This is a genomic window from Gordonia mangrovi (assembly GCF_024734075.1).
Taxonomy (GTDB): Bacteria; Actinomycetota; Actinomycetes; order Mycobacteriales; family Mycobacteriaceae; genus Gordonia; species Gordonia mangrovi.
The window spans coordinates 267,281-284,415 of sequence record NZ_CP102850.1; the positions used below are offsets into that span (position 1 = coordinate 267,281).

Sequence of the window (17,135 nt, forward strand, 5' to 3'; positions counted from 1 at the left end):
GGCAGCTCAGAGAGCGCCGGGATCGGTGGCCAGCAGTTCGCCGGCCGACGCGCAGATGCCCAGCGCCGCCGTCGCCCAGGCCGGGTCAGCACCCGCCAGACCGCACGTTGGACTCACGATAACCCTCTGCGCCAGCACTTTTCGCTCGATTCCGATGCGATCGACGAGCCGGGCGAGGTGTTGCGCCACGGTCTCTGCACGCACTCGACGATCACCGGCGGTCGGCACGACACCGGCCATCAGCGGGTCGCCGCGGTCGAGCAGCATACCGAGGCCGTCGAGGTCCGACGACGACGGTGACGTGACGTCGAGCGACCATCCGACCCCGGTCATCCGTTGCACGAGGTCCCAGCGCGGGGTGGCGCAACTGTGCACGATGGCCGGACGACCGATCTGATCGACCAGCCCGCGCAACGCATCCACCACCTCGACCACCGGAACCGCCGGGATGGTGTCGAATCGGGTGAGCGGCGTCACCGTGCCGTCGATCACGCGACCGATCATCGGCTCGTCGATCTGCACGATGACCTCGGCACCGAGCCGACGGGCCACCTCGCCCACGAGTTCCCGGGTGCCCTCGGTGGTCGACGCGACCACGTCACGCCATGCGCCCCGATCCCGCAGCACCTTGTGCCCGGCCGGCAGTTCGACCGACGCCGACAGCGTGAACGGGCCACACACCTGGATCTTGAAAGGCCGCGAGGTTCCGACGAAACCTGCTGCATCCCAGAGCTCTTCGACGGCGTCGAGGTCAGCCTGCAGGTAGTCGCGGGCGCGGCGGGCCGATCCTGCTCCGCGCGCTCCGAGCCGATAGCCCCAGGTGTCGGCATCCATGGGCAGATCGACGAGGACCGCCGCCATCCGCCCGATCATGTCGCCGCCCACCCCGCGGGCCGGCAGTTCGACGAGATGGGCCAGGTCGAGTTCACCGTTCACGACGGCGGCCGCCTCGCGGGCGTCGGTGCCCGGCATCGAGCCGATGCCGGTACCGGCCCCACCGAGAATGGTGCCGGCGGCGGTCACCGGTGTGTGCCGGCCGGTACCCGCACGTCCGGGGCACCCGTTGCGGGGTCGGAGTCGGTGGCCACGATGCGTCCGGAGCCCAGCACCAGATCACCGCGCTGCGCGTCGGGTGCATAGAGCACCGCGGCCTGCCCGCGGGCCACGCCGGTGAGGGGCTCGGCGAGCGCGATCTCGATGGTGGGTTCGCCGTCGGCGAGCGCCGGGGTGGCGAGTGCCGGAGCCAGCCCGCCGTGTGCGCGTACCTGCACCATCACCTCGATCGGTCCGTCGGGCACCGCACCCGAGGTCCACACGGCGCGCCCTGCGGTGATGGACCAGACGTCGAGGTGGGCGGCCGATCCGACCGTCACCGTGCCCGACGCCGGATCGATGTCGGTCACATATCGAGGCCGGCCGTCGGCGGCCGGCGCGTCGATGCCGAGCCCCTTGCGTTGCCCGATGGTGAAACCGTGCACACCCTCGTGTTCGGCGAGGCGGTCCCCGCTGTCGGCGTCGACGACCGCGCCGGGCCTGATGCCGATGCGCGCGCCGAGGAAGGCGCGGGTGTCACCGGTGGGGATGAAGCAGATGTCGTGGGAGTCCGGCTTCTCCGCGACCGCCAGGCCGCGGCGGGCGGCCTCGTCGCGGATCTCGCTCTTGGGGGTGTCGCCCACCGGGAACATCGCCCGACTCAACTGGTCGGCGGTCAGCACGGCGAGTACGTAGGACTGGTCCTTGTCCTCGTCGACGGCTCGGCGGAGCTCACCGTCGGCCAGACGTGCGTAGTGTCCGGTCGCCAGCGCGTCGAAGCCCAGGGCCACCGCCTTCTGGGCGAGCGCGGCGAATTTGATCTTCTCGTTGCACGTCAAACAGGGATTGGGGGTCTGACCGGCGGCGTAGGCGTCGACGAACTCGTCGATCACATCGTCTTTGAATCGGTCGGCGAAATCCCATACATAGAACGGGATGCCGAGGACATCGGCGACGCGCCGCGCATCGGACGCGTCCTCCCGCGAGCAGCATCCGCGCGACCCGGTGCGCAGCGCACCCGGCGCGGTCGACAGTGCCAGGTGTACGCCGACGACCTCATGACCGGCGTCGACGGCGCGGGCGGCGGCGACCGAGGAGTCGACGCCGCCACTCATCGCAGCGAGTACCCGCATCAGCTGACCTTCCCACTCGGTGACGAGACCAGGCCGGCCGCGCGGGCGCGGTCGACGACCTGGCCGATGACCTCACCGACCGCATCGACGTCGGCAGTCGTGGACGTCGGGGCCAGCGAGAAACGCAATGAGCCGCGTGCCGTCGGGACGTCGAGGCCCATCGCCAACAGCACGTGGCTGGCCTGCGCCACGCCCGCGGTGCAGGCGGACCCGGTGGAGCATTCGATGCCGTTGGCGTCGAGCAGCATCAGCAGCGAGTCTCCTTCGCATCCGGCGAAGGAGACGTGCACGTTGCCGGGCAGTCGGTGACGGTCGCGTGGGCCGTTGGCCGACGTGCCGGGCAGTGCGAGGAGCGTGGCGAACAGTTGGTCGCGCAGCGCGGTCACGGACTCGATGTTGGCCTCGAGGTGGTCGGTCGACCAGCGCAGCGCCGCGGCCATGCCGGCTGCTCCGGCCACATCCTGCGTGCCGGAGCGCACGTCACGTTCGTGACCACCGCCGTGCAGCAGGGGTGCACAGTCGACGTCGCGGCGCAGCAGCAAGGCGCCCACTCCCTGGGGGCCGCCGAACTTGTGTGCCGCCAGACTCATCGCGGCCAGCCCTGCGGCACCGAAGTCGACCGGGATGTGCCCGACCGCCTGGATCGCGTCGGAGTGGACGGGCACCCCGAACTCGGCGCCGATGGCGGCGAGCTCGTGGATCGGCTGGATGGTGCCGACCTCGTTGTTGGCCCACATCACCGAGATCACCGCGGTCTGCTCGGCGTGCTCGGCCAGCTCGGCCTGCAACCACGACGGCGACACGAACCCGTCGGCGTCCACCGGGGCGATCACCACCTCGGCGTCCTCGGCATCCGACAACCAGGCCGCCGGGTCCAGGATGGCGTGGTGTTCGATCGCCGACACGATGACCCGGCGACGGCGGGCGTCGGCACGCCGCCGTGCTCGGTAGATGCCCTTGAGGGCGAGGTTGTCGGCCTCGGTGCCACCGCCGGTGAAGATGACCTCCGAGGGCCGTGCACCCACCGACGCCGCCACCGATTCGCGCGCCTCCTCGAGGCGGCGACGCGACCACCGGCCCGACCCGTGCAGTGACGAGGCGTTGCCGGGCTGCGCGAAGACAGCGGTCATCGCCTCGATGGCGTCCGGCAGCATGCCGGTCGACGCAGCGTGATCGAGGTAGATCGGGGCTCGGGAGGGCGTGGACATGTCTCAGCAAGCTTAAACGCGCAGCGACGGCCCACCAATTCCCGCGCGAGCCGACAGTGACAAGATCAACAGCAGTCGGGGACAAGACCAACAGGCGTCGGGGACATGACCAACACGAGTCGGGCCGTTCGTCGACCCGGCGGCGACCGCCGGATCATCGGTCGGCGGTGTCCCCCGAATCGAACAGCAGCACCGGCTTGATGGTCGTGCCCGCGAGCGAATCGGCCGCGGCCCGCTCGATGTCGGCGAACGGATAGGTCGTGATGAGATCGTCGAGCGGCAGCTCACCGGTGAGATAGAGCGCGGCGAGTTCCGGAATGATGTCGGCTGCGACCACGTCGCCCTCGATGACGCCGCGGATCGACAGTCCTTTGTAGAGGACGCGCATGACGTCGAACTCGAGGGTGCGACCGATGCCGACCAGCGCGATGTCACCGCGGGGTTCGGCCGCAGCGACCGCGGCGGTGAAGACGTCCTGACGCGCGGTGGTGTCGATGCCGTGGTCGGTCCCGCGGCGGTGAATCGAGCGGACCTCGCGGGCCACGTCGTCGACCGTCGTCGGATCCACGGTCCCGATCGCGCCGAACTTCACCGCCAGCTCACGCCGCGCGGCGATCGGATCGACCGCCACCACGTCGGCGCCCGCGCGCACGGCGGCGAGCACCGCACACAGACCGACGCTGCCCGCGCCGTAGATCGTCACGGTGGAGCCGGGTGCCGGACGGACCACCTGCGTGACGGTGCCGTAACCGGTCTGCACGCCACATCCCAACGGCGCCGCCACCCTGGCCGGGACCTCATCAGGGACCGGTATCGCGTTGTCGACGTGGGCGATCGCGTAGGTCGCGAAGCTCGATTGGCCGAAGAAGCCACCGAACACGGGCTCGCCGGCGCGGCGCAGCGTCGGGGTGCCGTCGGGGCGGCCGGCCATGTTCAGCCCGGCCGTGCAGTAGGCGGGGTGGGCGTCCGTGCACTGCGCGCAGTGACCGCAGCTGCGGAAGGTCAGACTCACCGTCTGTCCCGGCTCGAGCCCCTCGACGTCGGGCCCCACCGCGGCCACCACACCGGCGCCCTCGTGCCCGAAGACCTGCGGCAACCGCCGGGGCGACCAGGTGGCCTTCATCCCGAGATCGGTGTGACAGATACCGACCGCCCGCATCCGCACCAGCACTTCGCCGGCACGGGGCCCGTCGATCTCGATCGGCGTCACCTCGAACGGGCCGCCCGGGGTGGAGACGACCGCGGCGTCGATCTGCACTGCGCGCTCAGACCCGTTCGAGATGGAAGTAGAGGTGCCGACCGTCGACGACCCCGCCCTTACCGTTCATGATGCCCATCACCGTGTTCGCGTCGACACGTTTGAAGTGGTCGATGACCGGCTGACCGTCGTAGACCATCGACGCGGTCACCTCGCCACGGAACTCGATGGCCCAGAGGCTCGCTTCGCCTTTTCCGAGCTTCTTGTCGGAGAACAGCTTTCCGTCCTCGCCACGGCACACCAACGGCTGCACATCGCTGCGGGAGACGAAGGTCTTGCCGTACCACCCGGACTTCTCCAGCATGCCGTTGATCGGGTGCCCGGTGGTGAACTCACCGCCCTTCCACGCACCGAACATCTCTTCGGGCCGCAAGGTCTCCAGCGCCGCCCAGACGGCGTCTAGTTCGGCGTCGTCGACGAGGCCGGTGGCGGCGACGAGATCGGCGAAGCGCTTCTGCGCCTCGGCGCGGGACAGGGCCGGTGCGGACGTCATCCTCGGAGTCCTCCTGATGTCGGATCACCACGCCGACGGGTCGTCGTGCGCTCGGGATACAACATATATGAGATATATCAAGGATTTCATCTCAACCTGCAGCCCCGGAGACCAGTCGCTCGCAGCGCAGGGCCAGCGCACGACGGTCGGTATCGGGTAGTTGCGCCTCGTGGACGGTGGCACGCACGACGAGACCGCGCGCGGCCAGGACCCGGCGCAGGGTGTCCAGCGGCGAGTCGTCACCGATCAGACTGGCTGCCGCGGTGACCGAACCGTCATGGGCGGTGAAGCCCAGGTGAACCGGGATGATGGGCACGCCCGCGTCGATGGCGGCCTGGAAGAAGGCGGGCCGGAATCGCCCGGCCTCGCGGCCACACCAGGTGGTCCCCTCCGGGAACACCGCGACCGAACTGTCGTGGTGGAGTCGCTCCACCGCCTCGGCGACCGTGGCCGGCAGGTGCCGCAAGGACGCGCGGTCGATGGTGATGACGCCCAATCGCCGGGCCAGGCCCGAGATCACCGGCATCGCGGCCACATCGGACTTGGCGACGAAGTGCGCCGGGCTGATCACCGCGAGCGCGAAGATGTCCAGGAACGATGTGTGGTTGGCGACGATGAGCCCACGCGTTCCGCCGACGAACGGACGCCGGTCGTCGACGTGCACCGAGACGCCGATCGACCACAGCAATGCGCGGGCGGCCCGCACGAGATAGCGGCGGCGGATGAGTCGTGGGCACACCGCCGCCAGCGGCCCGGTCACGGCGAGCAGGGCGGCGATGGCGACCAGGCCCATCAGGCGGGCCGCGACGAGCAGGTGCCCGGCGGCCGCGGCCGGATCGAGTCTGCGGCACGTATCCCCACAGGCGCTGTAGGGGTACCACGCGTGCGGCGACCCGACGACCGTGAGCGGCGACGCACCGAGCACCGGCAATGCCACGACCGGGTCGGTGGGCGGACTCGAGGTGATGGTCATGCCCTGATGACACCGACTTCGAACGACCTGACCACCACATCGACGTTGCGTGTCGGTGCGCGGGTGGTGAACACCCGGCATCCCGCCAGACACCACGACGGCCCCCGACCGTCTCGATGCCGAGACGGTCGGGGGCCGCGAGGCTCGGGCTCGGCAGCGCGAGCCGCTCAACTCACTTGCGCTTCTTGACCTCTTCGGTCAGCTGCGGCGCGACGTTGAACAGGTCGCCGACGACGCCGTAGTCCGCGATCTCGAAGATCGGGGCCTCTTCGTCCTTGTTGACCGCGACGATGGTCTTCGAGGTCTGCATGCCGGCGCGGTGCTGGATGGCACCGGAGATGCCGAGCGCCACGTAGAGCTGCGGCGACACGGTCTTGCCGGTCTGACCGACCTGGAACTGACCCGGGTAGTACCCGGAGTCGACTGCGGCACGCGAGGCGCCGACAGCGGCACCGAGCGAGTCGGCGAGTTCCTCGACCACCGAGAACTTGTCGGCACTGCCGACGCCGCGACCACCGGAGACCACGATCGAGGCCTCGGTGAGTTCCGGGCGGTCGCCGCCGACGTTGGGCTCGACCTTGGTGATCTTCACGACGCCGTCTTCCTGCGCCGGGACCTCGACGTCGACGCGCTCGCCGGCGCCCGCCTGCGGAGCCGCCTCGACTCCACCCGGCCGGACCGAGAACACCGGGACATCGCCCTTGGCCTGGGCATCGACGGTGAACGCACCACCGAAGATCGAGTGGATGCCCACGCCACCCTCCTTGACGTCGACGACGTCGGCGAGCACACCCGAGCCCAGTCGCACGGCGAGACGTCCGGCGATCTCCTTGCCGTCCGGGGTCGCGGCGACCAGGATGCCGGCCGGCGACGCCTGCTCGGCGACCGACGCGAGCACGTCGACCTGCGGGGTGACCAGGTAGGCCGCCGCATCGTCGGATTCTGCGACGTAGATCTTCTCCGCGCCGGCCTCCTTGAGACCGTCGACGATGCCGTCGGCCGAGCCCGGCTTGCCGACCACGACGGCCGACGGGGTGCCGAGCGCGCGGGCGGCGGTGATGAGTTCGCTGGTGACCTTCTTCAGGGCGCCTTCGGCGTCCTGCTCCACGAGCACAAGTACTTCAGCCATGTTGTTCTTCTATCTCCTGAATGTCTGTTCTTCGCCAGTTGTCGTCTAGTACCGGTCGAGAACTAGATGATCTTCTGCGAGACCAGGTACTCGGCGACCTTGGTGCCGCCGTCGCCCTCGTCGCTCACGCGCTCACCGGCGGTCTTCGGCGGCTTCGGTGCCGATGCGGTCACCGCGCTGCCGGCGTTCGCCAGGCCCACATCGCTCGCCTCGACGTCGATCTCGGCCAGGGTGACGACCTGAACTTCCTTCTTCTTGGCGGCCATGATGCCCTTGAAGGACGGGAAGCGCGGTTCGTTGATCTTCTCGTTGACGCTCACGATGGCCGGCAGCTGCGCCTCGATGTGGAAGATGCCGTCGTCGGTCTCCCGCTCGCCGCTGAGCGTCTCACCCTCGAGCGTCAGCTTGCGCAGGTGCGTGAGGTGCGGAAGCTCCAGGTACTCGGCGATCATCGCCGGGATCGCGCCGACGCGGCCGTCGGTGGCCTCGTTGCCGGCGATGACCAGCTCGACACCCTCGACCGTGCCGAGCGCACGCGCGAGCACATAGGCGGTCTGAACGGCGTCGGAGCCGTGCATCTGGTCGTCCTTGATGTGAATGGCCTTGTCGGCACCCATCGACAGCGCCTTGCGGATGGCCTCGGTGGCACGCTCGGGTCCGGCGGTCAGCACGGTGACCTCGCCGCCCTCGGCCTCTTTGATCTTCAGGGCCTCCTCCACCGCGCGCTCGTTGATCTCGTCGAGAACGGCGTCAGCGGCTTCACGGTCCAGCGTGTAGTCACCCTCGGTCAGCTTGCGCTCGGACCATGTATCAGGAACCTGCTTGATCAGAACGACAATGTTTGTCATGGGTCTGCGTCGACCTCCTGCGTCGGTTTCAACATCTTACTGCCCAGTAAGTTGCTATCGGTCTCCCCTACTTTAGCGTCTGCTCGGTATGCACAAAACATCGACTACCTCACATAACGGGCGCGGCGGCCGACGGTGGCGGTCGACGCTGCGAGCACGTGGCAAGAGGCGCCGATCAGACCCACTACTGTCGTGGGGATGAGCGAGTCACACGACACCCTCGCGCTGACCGGCGAGCGGACCGTCCCCGGGATCGCCGAGGAGAACTATTGGTTCCGTCGGCACGAGGTCGCCTACGCCCATGTCCTCGATCGCTGCGGTGGCCGAGATGTGCTCGAGGCGGGCTCCGGCGAAGGCTACGGCGCGGCGATGCTCGCGTCGGTGGCGCGGTCGGTGGTCTGTGTGGACTACGACGAGGCCGCGGTGACCCACACGCGACGCCGCTACCCGGGCCTGACCGTGCACCAGGGCAACCTGGTCGACCTACCGCTGCCCGACGATTCGGTCGACGTGGTGGTCAATTTTCAGGTGATCGAACACCTGTGGGATCAGGCCACATTCGTCGCCGAGTGCCGACGGGTCCTGCGGCCGGGTGGGCGACTGCTGATCTCCACCCCGAACCGCATCACCTTCTCCCCCGGCCGCGACACCCCGCTCAATCCGTTCCACACCCGCGAACTCGATGCGGCCGAGCTGCGCACGCTGCTGATCGACGGCGGATTCACCGTGGAGTCGATGCTCAGCGTCCACCACGGCGCCGGGCTGAGCGCACTCGACGCGAAATGGGGTGGCTCGGTGATCGACGCCCAGATCGACCGGGCGCTCGCCGGGCAGGAATGGCCGGCCGCGCTGGCCGCCGATGTGGCCGCAATCCGCATGACCGACTTCGAGATCCGCGACGCCACCACACCCGGGGTGGACATCGACGCCGGCCTCGACCTGCTCGCCGTCGCCGTGTGCCCGTGATCTGCGGACCGACGACGTGAGCGCGTCCAGGCAGCCGGTCCCCGGGCAGTTCACCCTGGTGCTGCACTCGCACCTGCCGTGGCTGGCCAACCACGGCCGCTGGCCGGTCGGCGAGGAATGGCTCTACCAGGCGTGGGCCGCCTCGTATCTGCCGGTGTTCGCCATGCTGCGCCGCCTCGCCGACGCCGGGATGCGCGATCAACTCTCCCTCGGGATCACGCCGGTGCTCGCCGCTCAGCTCGACGACCCGCACTGCACCGCGTCGATGCACGAGTGGCTCGCCGACTGGCAGCTGCGCGCGATGATCGCCGCGGGCGACGGCGGCCCGACGCGACACGAACTGGGCACACGGGAGTTCGTGGCCGCCGACGCTGCACTGGCCGACTTCGAGACGCACTGGCGGCACGGGGGCAGTCCGCAGATCCGCGCGCTGGCGTCGACCGGGGTCATCGAACTCCTCGGCGGGCCGCTGGCCCATCCGTTCGCGCCGCTGCTCGACGCCCGCCTGCGACAGTTCTCGCTACGCGAGGGGCTGGCCGACGCGCGGGCGCGCTGGGCGGCCGAGCCGACCGGGATCTGGGCACCCGAGTGTGCGTTCACGCCGGGCATGGAGGTCGAATACGACGCTGCCGGGGTACGCCATTTCATGGTCGACGGGCCGACCTTGCGTGGCGACACCGCGCTGGGCAGACCGGTCGGCGATTCCGACGTCGTCGCATTCGGCCGCGATCTGACCGTGAGTTACCGGGTGTGGTCGCCTCGTTCGGGCTATCCGGGGCATCCCACCTACCGAGACTTCCACACCTATGACCACCTGACCGGTCTCAAGCCCGCCCGGGTGACCGGACGCACGGTGCCCGCCGAGGACAAGAAGCCCTACGACCCCGAGCGGGTCGACCCGGTCGTCGACCGGCACGTGGACGACTTCATCGACCACGTGCGTCGTCGGCTCGTCGACGAGTCGGCGCGGTTGGGCCGGCCCGCATTGGTGGTGGCTGCCTTCGACACCGAATTGTTCGGGCACTGGTGGCACGAGGGCCCGATCTGGCTCGAGCGTCTGCTGCGTCGACTGCCGGAGGCGGGTGTCCGCGTCGGCACCCTCGACTCGGCGCGCCGCGACGGTTTCGTGGGTGCGCCAGTGGATCTGGCTGCGTCATCGTGGGGCTCGGGCAAGGACTGGCGGGTCTGGAACGGCCCCCAGGTCGACCACCTGGTCCGGCTGAACGCCGAGGTCACCGAAACCGCACTGGAGGCGGTGGACAAGCTGATCGAACCGGTCGCGCCGGGCGCAGCGCCCGGACATCGGGGCCTGCGCAACCGCATCGCCGACCAGATCGTGCGGGAGACGCTGCTCACCGTGTCGTCGGACTGGCCGTTCATGGTCTCCAAGGACACGGCTGCGCACTACGCTGTGGACCGGGCGCACAAACATGCGCACGCCACCCGCGAGATCTGCGACGCCGCACTCCGCGGTCGGACCGGCCTCGCCGGGCGACTCGCCCACAACTGGTCGCGAGCCGACAATCTGTTCGCCGGTCTGGACGCCCGGCGACTGTACACGGCCGCGCCGCCGGAGGGCACCGGCGCGTGAGCGCGATGGGGGATGACAGATGAAGGTGTTGATCGTCTCATGGGAGTACCCGCCGGTCGTGGTGGGCGGGCTGGGTCGGCACGTACACCAGCTGACCACCGAGCTCGCCCGCGCCGGCCATGACGTGGTGGTGCTGACCCGGCGCCCCACCGGCACCGATGGGGTCAGCCACCCCACCACCGACTCCCGCACCGACGGTGTTCGGGTCATCGCGGCCGCCGAGGATCCGCCGGAGTTCGAATTCGCGCGCGACATGATGGCCTGGACACTGGCCATGGGCCATTCGCTGATCCGCGCCGGGATGTCCGCGTTCGGCGGACGACGAGATCCGGCCGGCGAACCGCCCTGGGAACCCGATGTGGTGCACGCCCACGACTGGCTCGTCGCCCATCCGGCGATCGCACTCGCGGAGTTCTTCGACGTGCCCCTGGTGTCGACGATCCACGCCACGGAGGCGGGCCGGCACAGCGGTTGGGTCAGCGGACCCACCAATCGGCAGGTGCACTCGGTGGAGTGGTGGCTGGCCCACGAGTCGGATTCGCTGATCACCTGTTCGGCGTCCATGCGCGACGAGGTCGGTCGCCTGTTCGGCCCGGACATCCCGGATGTGTCGGTGATCCACAACGGCATCGACATCCGCACCTGGCCGTTCGCACCCCGGCCTGCGGCGGCGGGACCGCCGGAACTGTTGTTCGCGGGCCGACTCGAATACGAGAAAGGCGTCCAGGATCTCCTTGCCGCGATGCCGCGTATCCGCCGGACCCACCCCGGCACCACACTCACCGTCGCCGGCACCGGCACCCAACTGGACTGGCTCGGCGACGAGGCCCGGCGCCACCGGGTCGCCAAGTCGGTCCGCTTCCTCGGCGCCGTCGACCACGACGGACTCGTCGACCTCATGCACCGTTGTGCCGCCATCGTGCTGCCCAGCCGATACGAACCGTTCGGCATCGTGGCGCTCGAGGCGGCGGCCACCGGCATCCCGCTGATCGTGTCGACGGCGGGCGGGCTCGGCGAGGCGGTGTCGGACCCGACCACCGGTCTGTCCTTCGCGCCGGGTGACGTCGCCGGCATCGCCGCCGCGGTACGCGCGGGGCTCGGCGATCCGGCCGCGGCAGCCCTGCGCGCGCGGCGGGCCCGCGAACGGCTCACCGTGGAGTTCTCCTGGGCTGAGGTGGCCGAACGCACCGCCGGCGTGTATCTCGCCGCCAAGCGACGAGTCCGTCATCCGGTCGGCCGACCGCACATCCCGCAACGCCCACTGCCCGAACGCGATCGGCCACAATCGACGGTGACCACCGACACCGACAGCTGAGGAGTCCTCGTGCGCAGTCCCATCTTCGATCAGGTCAACCACGAGAAGCAGAGCGCCCAGCGCTGGACCCTGCAGTCGGACAAGATGTTGCGAGTGGGGTTCGGCCCCGAGGCACTGGCGGCCAAGGGCGCGATGGTGGCCTACCAGGGTCAGTTCGACTTCGCCCACGAGAGCTCGGGATCGATGTCGAACTTCCTCAAGAAGGCGGTCACCAGCGAGGGTGGCCAACTGATGCGCGTGCGCGGGCAGGGCGAGGTGTTCTTCGCGCGGTCCAACAGCAATGTGTTCACCATCGACCTCGAGGGCGACTCGATCACCATCAACACGTCGAGCCTGCTCGCCTTCGACGCGTCGCTCGACTGGCGGATCACCTCCATCGGCAACGCCGGCATGCTCGCCGGTGGGCTGTTCAACCTGACCGTGAGCGGTCACGGCACGGTCGGGATCTCCAGTGACGGACCGCCGATGATCCTCGACTGCTCGGTACAGCCCACCTTCGTCGACCCGCAGGCCGCGGTGTGCTGGTCGAGCACGCTCACGCCGGGACTCAAGAACGACTTCAAACTCGGTTCGCTGATCGGACGCGGCTCGGGCGAGTCGTTCCAGCTCGCCTTCCACGGACCGGGGTTCGTCGTCGTCCAGCCGAGCGAAGGCGTCGCGGCCGGTGTGGGCCGCTGACGCCGGACACTGCGGCCTCAGGAATCGTGTGTCTGCGCCTTCTTGCGCTCGATATCGGCCAGCGCACGCTCGAGTTCGGCTCGTTGCTGCGCGGTCTGCGCCCAGGCGTCCTTGCGATTCTTCACCACTCGCGCCGGCGCGCCGACGGCGATCGAGAAGTCCGGGATCTCGCCGCGCACCACCGCGTGCGAACCGAGCACACACCCACGGCCGACGATCGTGTTACGCAGCACCGTCACCTTCGCGGCGATCCAGGTGTCCGGACCGATGCGCACCGGGCCCTTGATGATGCCCTGATCCTTGATGGGCACCGTGATGTCGTCCATCTTGTGGTCGAAGTCGCAGATGTAGCACCAGTCGGCGATCAGGGTGGACCCGCCGATCTCGAGGTCGAGGTAGGAGTTCACCACGTTGTTGCACCCGAAGACGGTCTTGTCACCGATTCGCAGGCTGCCCTCGTGACAGCGGATCGAGTTGCCGTCACCGATGTGCACCCAGCGCCCGATCTCGAGGCGCGCCATCTCCGGGGTCGCGTGGATCTCCACGTTGCGGCCGAGAAACACCATCCCCCGCAGGACCACATGCGGATTCGCCAGCCGGAAGCGTGCCAAGCGGTAGTAGCGGACCAGGTACCACGGACTGTAGGCACGATTGCGTTTCACCCAGCGCAACGAGTCGAAAGTGAGGAAACGTGGCTGCGCCGGATCACGACGGCGGCCCGCGCGCAGACGCGAGCGGAAGGAGGCGTTCCACATCGTGGTCATGTCGACAAACCCTAATCGAGGACGGTATGCGCCCACGTTAGGCTCTGAGACTGGCACGTCGACCGACGGGGCGAACCGCGACCAGACAGGAGCGCCGATGGCTGCAGCAGCCCCGATACGTGAGGGTGCCCGCACCGAGAAGGCCCGACGCACACCGCTGATCGTCGCGACGATCCTGGCGAGCGTGGTGGCGGTGCTGGTGACCTCGTGTTCGGACGGCCACATCGACATCCGATCGGTGGCGAGCGCCGGCTGGTCGAGCTACGGCGGCAACGCCGCGAACTCCAACTTCGCGTATCCGGCGGTCCCCGACGATCTCGAACTGAGCTGGACACGTCCCACCGGCGGGCCGGTGACGGCCCCGCTGACCATCTCCGGCAACGGCAACGTCGGCGTGACGTCGAACACCGCCAACGGCTGCAACCTGTTGATCCTAGATCCGCGCAACGGGCGCAAGAACTTCTGCAAGCGGATGCGGGCCGGTACCGAGGTGAACTCGCTGCTCGTCGACCAGTACGACCAGCCCTACGTCGGCGAGGAGTCGATGTTCCTGGCGTTCAACGCCGGTGGCGCGATCCGCTGGCGGATGCCGGTGATCGGTGTGCCGCTGTCGGCGAAGTTCGCCGCCCCCGGCGAAGTCCTGGTGGCCAGCACCCAGGGCCAACTGCTGCTGCTGAACTCCCAGACCAGTGAGTTCACCGCGCCCGAGGTGCGGTTGCGCAGCGACCTGAATCCCGACGACCCGACATTCGGTTTCGGCGAATGCGTCACCAACGGACCGCGGTGCCCGATCCCCGCACCGCCCGCCGTGGACACCGCGCACGAACGATTCTTCCTGAACTTCTGGCCGCAGGGTGCGATCGCCTCACAGATCCGCGCGATGAGCTACCGCGCCGAGGACGGTGCGCGGACGATGCGCGAGATCTGGCAGGCCGACGTGCCGGGCGGCGTCATCGGCCCACCGACGCTGTCTGCCGACGGCTCGACGGTCTACGCGTTCAGCCGGCTCGGCCAGATCGTGGCCCTCGACGCCGCGTCGGGCACGACCCGCTGGACCTACGACAACGGCGGACACGGTTTCGCGACGATGACGGTGTCGCCGGACGGGCTGATCATCCCGACCGGTGTGCTGGGTGCCCCCCTGACCCTGCTGCGCGACGCCGGGGATCACGCCGAACAGGTCTGGCAGCGCCAGGATCTCGCCGTTGTCAGTCTGTCCACCCTGACCGACGCCGGCACCGCGTGGACGGTGATCCGTGACGAGGGCCAGGACTCGTTGTCGCTCATCGAGGTCTCCACCGACGACGGCTCGACGCAGCGGACACTGGGCCTGCCGGAATCGGTCGGCTTCACCACCGGGGTGTCGGTGTCGCCGTCCGGGCAGATCGCCACGGCGACCAACATCGGCAAGGTCTACTTCTTCGACAGCAAACAATCGATGGAAAGCAGATGACCCGCGTCACGGCATCCGCACGCCGGGCTCGCAGATGAACCCGACACCTCGGCGACCGATTCTGGTGAGGATCACGGCCAGCGCACGTGATCCCTTGAGTTTAAGCCTCTTTCGTAGTTGATCAGGGTTCACGTCGAGCCCCCGCACCAAGATCTCGAGTGTGCCGCAATCATATGCGGCGAGGCGACGGCGCAACTCCTTCTCCGACACGCCGCTCCCCTCGAGGACACGGAATCCGCGCTCACCAGAGGGGATCCGGTCCCCGGTCAGATAGGCGATCTGCGGATCGAGCTGCCACAGACCGTGCCGCCGGGCGTAGTGACGCACCAATCCGGCACGCACCACCGCACCGTCGGGATCGAGGATCCACTCCCCCACCTCGCCGCTGCCGATGTCATCGGCGTCGGCGTCGGTGATCTCATAGGACCGCACCGAGCCGGAAGGGTCGGTGCGCAGCACCGTGGCGCGGCGGCGTGGCTCACCGTCGCGGTCGGTCCACAGGCACGCCTCCCGGACCGCGCCGTCGAGTGACGTGAGCTGCACCTGACCGGTGAAGCCGAACCGATCCCACAATATCTGGTAGTCCAGTCCCGGAGCACATTTCACCGCGAGGGGACGCGTCGCATAGGTGGTCAGCACATCGAGCAGCGGTGGCGTGAGCTGATCGAGCCGAAACACCCGTCCGGCACCCGCACGCCGGCCCGGGTCGGCCACGATGACATCGGCCGTCGAGGTCGGCGTGAGTGCGTCGGCGACGAGCAGGGTCGCCGGTGGAGAATCGAGCACCGTGTTGTGCCGGGCCATGGCGAGGCGGACATCGTCGAGATCACTACCGATGACACCCGAGATATGTTGCTGCGCAGTGAGTTCGCGCAACTCCGCGCCGATCGAGCAGGTGACGTCGTGCACCACCGCACCCGGATGGCGGGTCGCGATCTCGACTGCGCGATGAGCCGCGACCGGGGAGGCGGTCGCCTGCTGCAACGCGTCGTCGGTGAACAACATCCGTTCGGCGGCATTGATTTTCGTCTTCCCGCGCCGCCGACACAGTAGCGTCTCGATGAGCGCGGCATGGTGCGAGGGCCAGCGGCCACGCAACTCGGCGATGTCGCTCAGCATCGTCGCCGAGGACAGCGCGAGAGACGAGGCGCACTCGAGTGCCTCGGACCCACTCTGCGACCGCAGGAAGGCGACATCGTCGCGCGTGAAGCGGTATCCCATGGATCACCAACCCCCTGACGCGTCACCCGGTCCGGCGAAGCCATACCACTTACGCGTCCGGCTTGATCCCGGTGACCAGCGCGTTGTAGAAGAATTTCGGCGGCACCACTTTCCGTAGCACCTTCTCGTCGAGCCAGGACAGGCGTTTCCAGCCGTTGAAGGCGAACATCGCCCAACCCCACCCGAGCTTTTCGGGCGGAACGGCCGCCTCGAAGGTCCGCACCGGCCAGCCGAGCATCGCGGCGGCGAACTCCTCGGTGGCCGTTCCCACCTGTGTCGCGCCGGCGTTGCGCGCCATCTGTTCGAGTTCTGCCGGATCGAAGGTGTGGATGTCGACGACCGCCTCCAGTGCGGCTGCGCGCGACGATTCGTCGAGTTCCTCCTGCGGGCGCCGCCACCCACGTAGCGGTCCGAACTTGGTCACGTTCGTGGTCGCCGCCCAGGTGGCGCGGCTCATCCACCGCGCATAGAAGTCACCAATGGTCGTCGGCTCGCCGGCGAACACGAACCGGCCACCGGGCCGCAGCACGCGCAGCACCTCACGCAGCGCCTGCTCGACATCCGGGATGTGATGCAGCACAGCATGTCCGACAACGAGATCGAAGGTGTTGTCGTCGTAGGGGATCTTCTCTGCGTCGGCCACCCGGCCGTCGACGTCGAGCCCGAGACCCTCGGCATTGCGCACGGCGACCTTCACCATGCCCGGCGAGAGGTCGGTGACCGACCCCTTCTTCGCGACTCCCGACTGCATCAGGTTCAGCAGGAAGAAGCCGGTACCGCAACCGAGTTCCATCGCCCGCTCGTACGGCAGCGGCTGGTCTGCGGCGACTGCGTCGAAACGCCCACGCGCATAGTCGATGCAGCGTTCGTCATAGGAGATCGACCACTTGTCGTCGTAGGTCTCGGCCTCCCAGTCGTGGTAAAGCACCTGCGCGAGCTTGGTGTCGGCCAGCGCGGCCTGCACCTGCTCCTCGGTGGCATGCGGATTGGGTTCGGGGTCGGTGCCCGGCGTCACGTTCGTGGTCATCAACAGCTGCTTTCTTCGTGGTCGGGTCTGACGGATGGGGCTCATC

At 68.7% G+C, this 17,135-nt stretch carries 16 protein-coding genes; 5 read left to right on the forward strand and 11 right to left on the reverse strand.

Features of this window, described 5'->3' with window-relative positions; all coding sequences use genetic code 11:
* Positions 1–6: 6 nt before the first annotated feature.
* The 8 genes from NWF22_RS01280 to NWF22_RS01315 all read right to left on the reverse strand — a co-directional run bounded on the left by NWF22_RS01280 (position 7) and on the right by NWF22_RS01315 (position 8,074).
* Complete coding sequence (locus NWF22_RS01280; protein ID WP_160901448.1) at positions 7–972, reverse strand: uroporphyrinogen decarboxylase/cobalamine-independent methonine synthase family protein; 966 nt, start codon at positions 970–972, stop codon at positions 7–9.
* Positions 973–1,019: 47 nt separating this feature from the next.
* The gene (gene mnmA / locus NWF22_RS01285) at positions 1,020–2,165 is read right to left on the reverse strand and encodes a tRNA 2-thiouridine(34) synthase MnmA (RefSeq protein ID WP_160900971.1); all 1,146 of its coding nucleotides are present in this window, start codon (positions 2,163–2,165) and stop codon (positions 1,020–1,022) included.
* Positions 2,165–3,373, reverse strand: coding sequence for a cysteine desulfurase family protein (locus tag NWF22_RS01290; RefSeq protein WP_160900970.1), 1,209 nt, complete (start codon positions 3,371–3,373; stop codon positions 2,165–2,167). The genes mnmA and NWF22_RS01290 overlap by 1 nt, the downstream gene beginning before the upstream one ends.
* 154 nt (positions 3,374–3,527) lie before the next feature.
* Complete coding sequence (locus tag NWF22_RS01295; RefSeq protein ID WP_160900969.1) at positions 3,528–4,631, reverse strand: NAD(P)-dependent alcohol dehydrogenase; 1,104 nt, start codon at positions 4,629–4,631, stop codon at positions 3,528–3,530.
* A gap of 7 nt (positions 4,632–4,638) precedes the next feature.
* On the reverse strand, positions 4,639–5,124 hold the full coding sequence (locus NWF22_RS01300) for a DUF4334 domain-containing protein (protein WP_160900968.1): 486 nt from the start codon (positions 5,122–5,124) through the stop codon (positions 4,639–4,641).
* Between the two features lie 91 nt (positions 5,125–5,215).
* A complete protein-coding gene (locus NWF22_RS01305) occupies positions 5,216–6,097 on the reverse strand; it encodes a lysophospholipid acyltransferase family protein (RefSeq protein ID WP_160900967.1) in 882 nt (293 codons plus the stop codon).
* Positions 6,098–6,269: 172 nt separating this feature from the next.
* Positions 6,270–7,226, reverse strand: coding sequence for an electron transfer flavoprotein subunit alpha/FixB family protein (locus NWF22_RS01310; RefSeq protein ID WP_160900966.1), 957 nt, complete (start codon positions 7,224–7,226; stop codon positions 6,270–6,272).
* A 62-nt stretch (positions 7,227–7,288) separates the two neighbouring features.
* Entirely contained in the window at positions 7,289–8,074 is a 786-nt protein-coding gene (locus NWF22_RS01315) for an electron transfer flavoprotein subunit beta/FixA family protein (protein ID WP_160900965.1), read from the reverse strand.
* 198 nt (positions 8,075–8,272) lie between these two features.
* Between NWF22_RS01315 and NWF22_RS01320 the strand changes: the two genes are divergently transcribed.
* From NWF22_RS01320 to NWF22_RS01335, 4 genes are read left to right on the forward strand one after another with little or no spacing between them, the layout of a single operon-like run.
* A complete protein-coding gene (locus NWF22_RS01320) occupies positions 8,273–9,040 on the forward strand; it encodes a class I SAM-dependent methyltransferase (RefSeq protein WP_160900964.1) in 768 nt (255 codons plus the stop codon).
* Between the two features lie 16 nt (positions 9,041–9,056).
* Complete coding sequence (locus NWF22_RS01325) at positions 9,057–10,631, forward strand: 1,4-alpha-glucan branching protein domain-containing protein (RefSeq protein ID WP_160900963.1); 1,575 nt, start codon at positions 9,057–9,059, stop codon at positions 10,629–10,631.
* Between the two features lie 19 nt (positions 10,632–10,650).
* Positions 10,651–11,946: a glycosyltransferase family 4 protein gene (locus NWF22_RS01330; RefSeq protein WP_160900962.1), complete on the forward strand. Its 1,296-nt coding sequence runs from the start codon at positions 10,651–10,653 to the stop codon at positions 11,944–11,946.
* A gap of 9 nt (positions 11,947–11,955) precedes the next feature.
* Entirely contained in the window at positions 11,956–12,624 is a 669-nt protein-coding gene (locus NWF22_RS01335; RefSeq protein ID WP_160900961.1) for an AIM24 family protein, read from the forward strand.
* Between the two features lie 17 nt (positions 12,625–12,641).
* Here the strand turns inward: NWF22_RS01335 and NWF22_RS01340 are convergent, their stop codons facing one another.
* Positions 12,642–13,388 (reverse strand): acyltransferase, encoded by a 747-nt coding sequence (locus NWF22_RS01340; RefSeq protein WP_160900960.1) that lies wholly within the window; start codon positions 13,386–13,388, stop codon positions 12,642–12,644.
* A gap of 97 nt (positions 13,389–13,485) precedes the next feature.
* Between NWF22_RS01340 and NWF22_RS01345 the strand changes: the two genes are divergently transcribed.
* On the forward strand, positions 13,486–14,841 hold the full coding sequence (locus NWF22_RS01345; protein WP_160900959.1) for an outer membrane protein assembly factor BamB family protein: 1,356 nt from the start codon (positions 13,486–13,488) through the stop codon (positions 14,839–14,841).
* A 6-nt stretch (positions 14,842–14,847) separates the two neighbouring features.
* Here the strand turns inward: NWF22_RS01345 and NWF22_RS01350 are convergent, their stop codons facing one another.
* Together NWF22_RS01350 and NWF22_RS01355 are read right to left on the reverse strand one after the other, a co-directional pair.
* Positions 14,848–16,062: a THUMP-like domain-containing protein gene (locus NWF22_RS01350; RefSeq protein ID WP_160900958.1), complete on the reverse strand. Its 1,215-nt coding sequence runs from the start codon at positions 16,060–16,062 to the stop codon at positions 14,848–14,850.
* A 49-nt stretch (positions 16,063–16,111) separates the two neighbouring features.
* Positions 16,112–17,089, reverse strand: coding sequence for a class I SAM-dependent methyltransferase (locus NWF22_RS01355; protein WP_160900957.1), 978 nt, complete (start codon positions 17,087–17,089; stop codon positions 16,112–16,114).
* Positions 17,090–17,135: the final 46 nt, after the last annotated feature.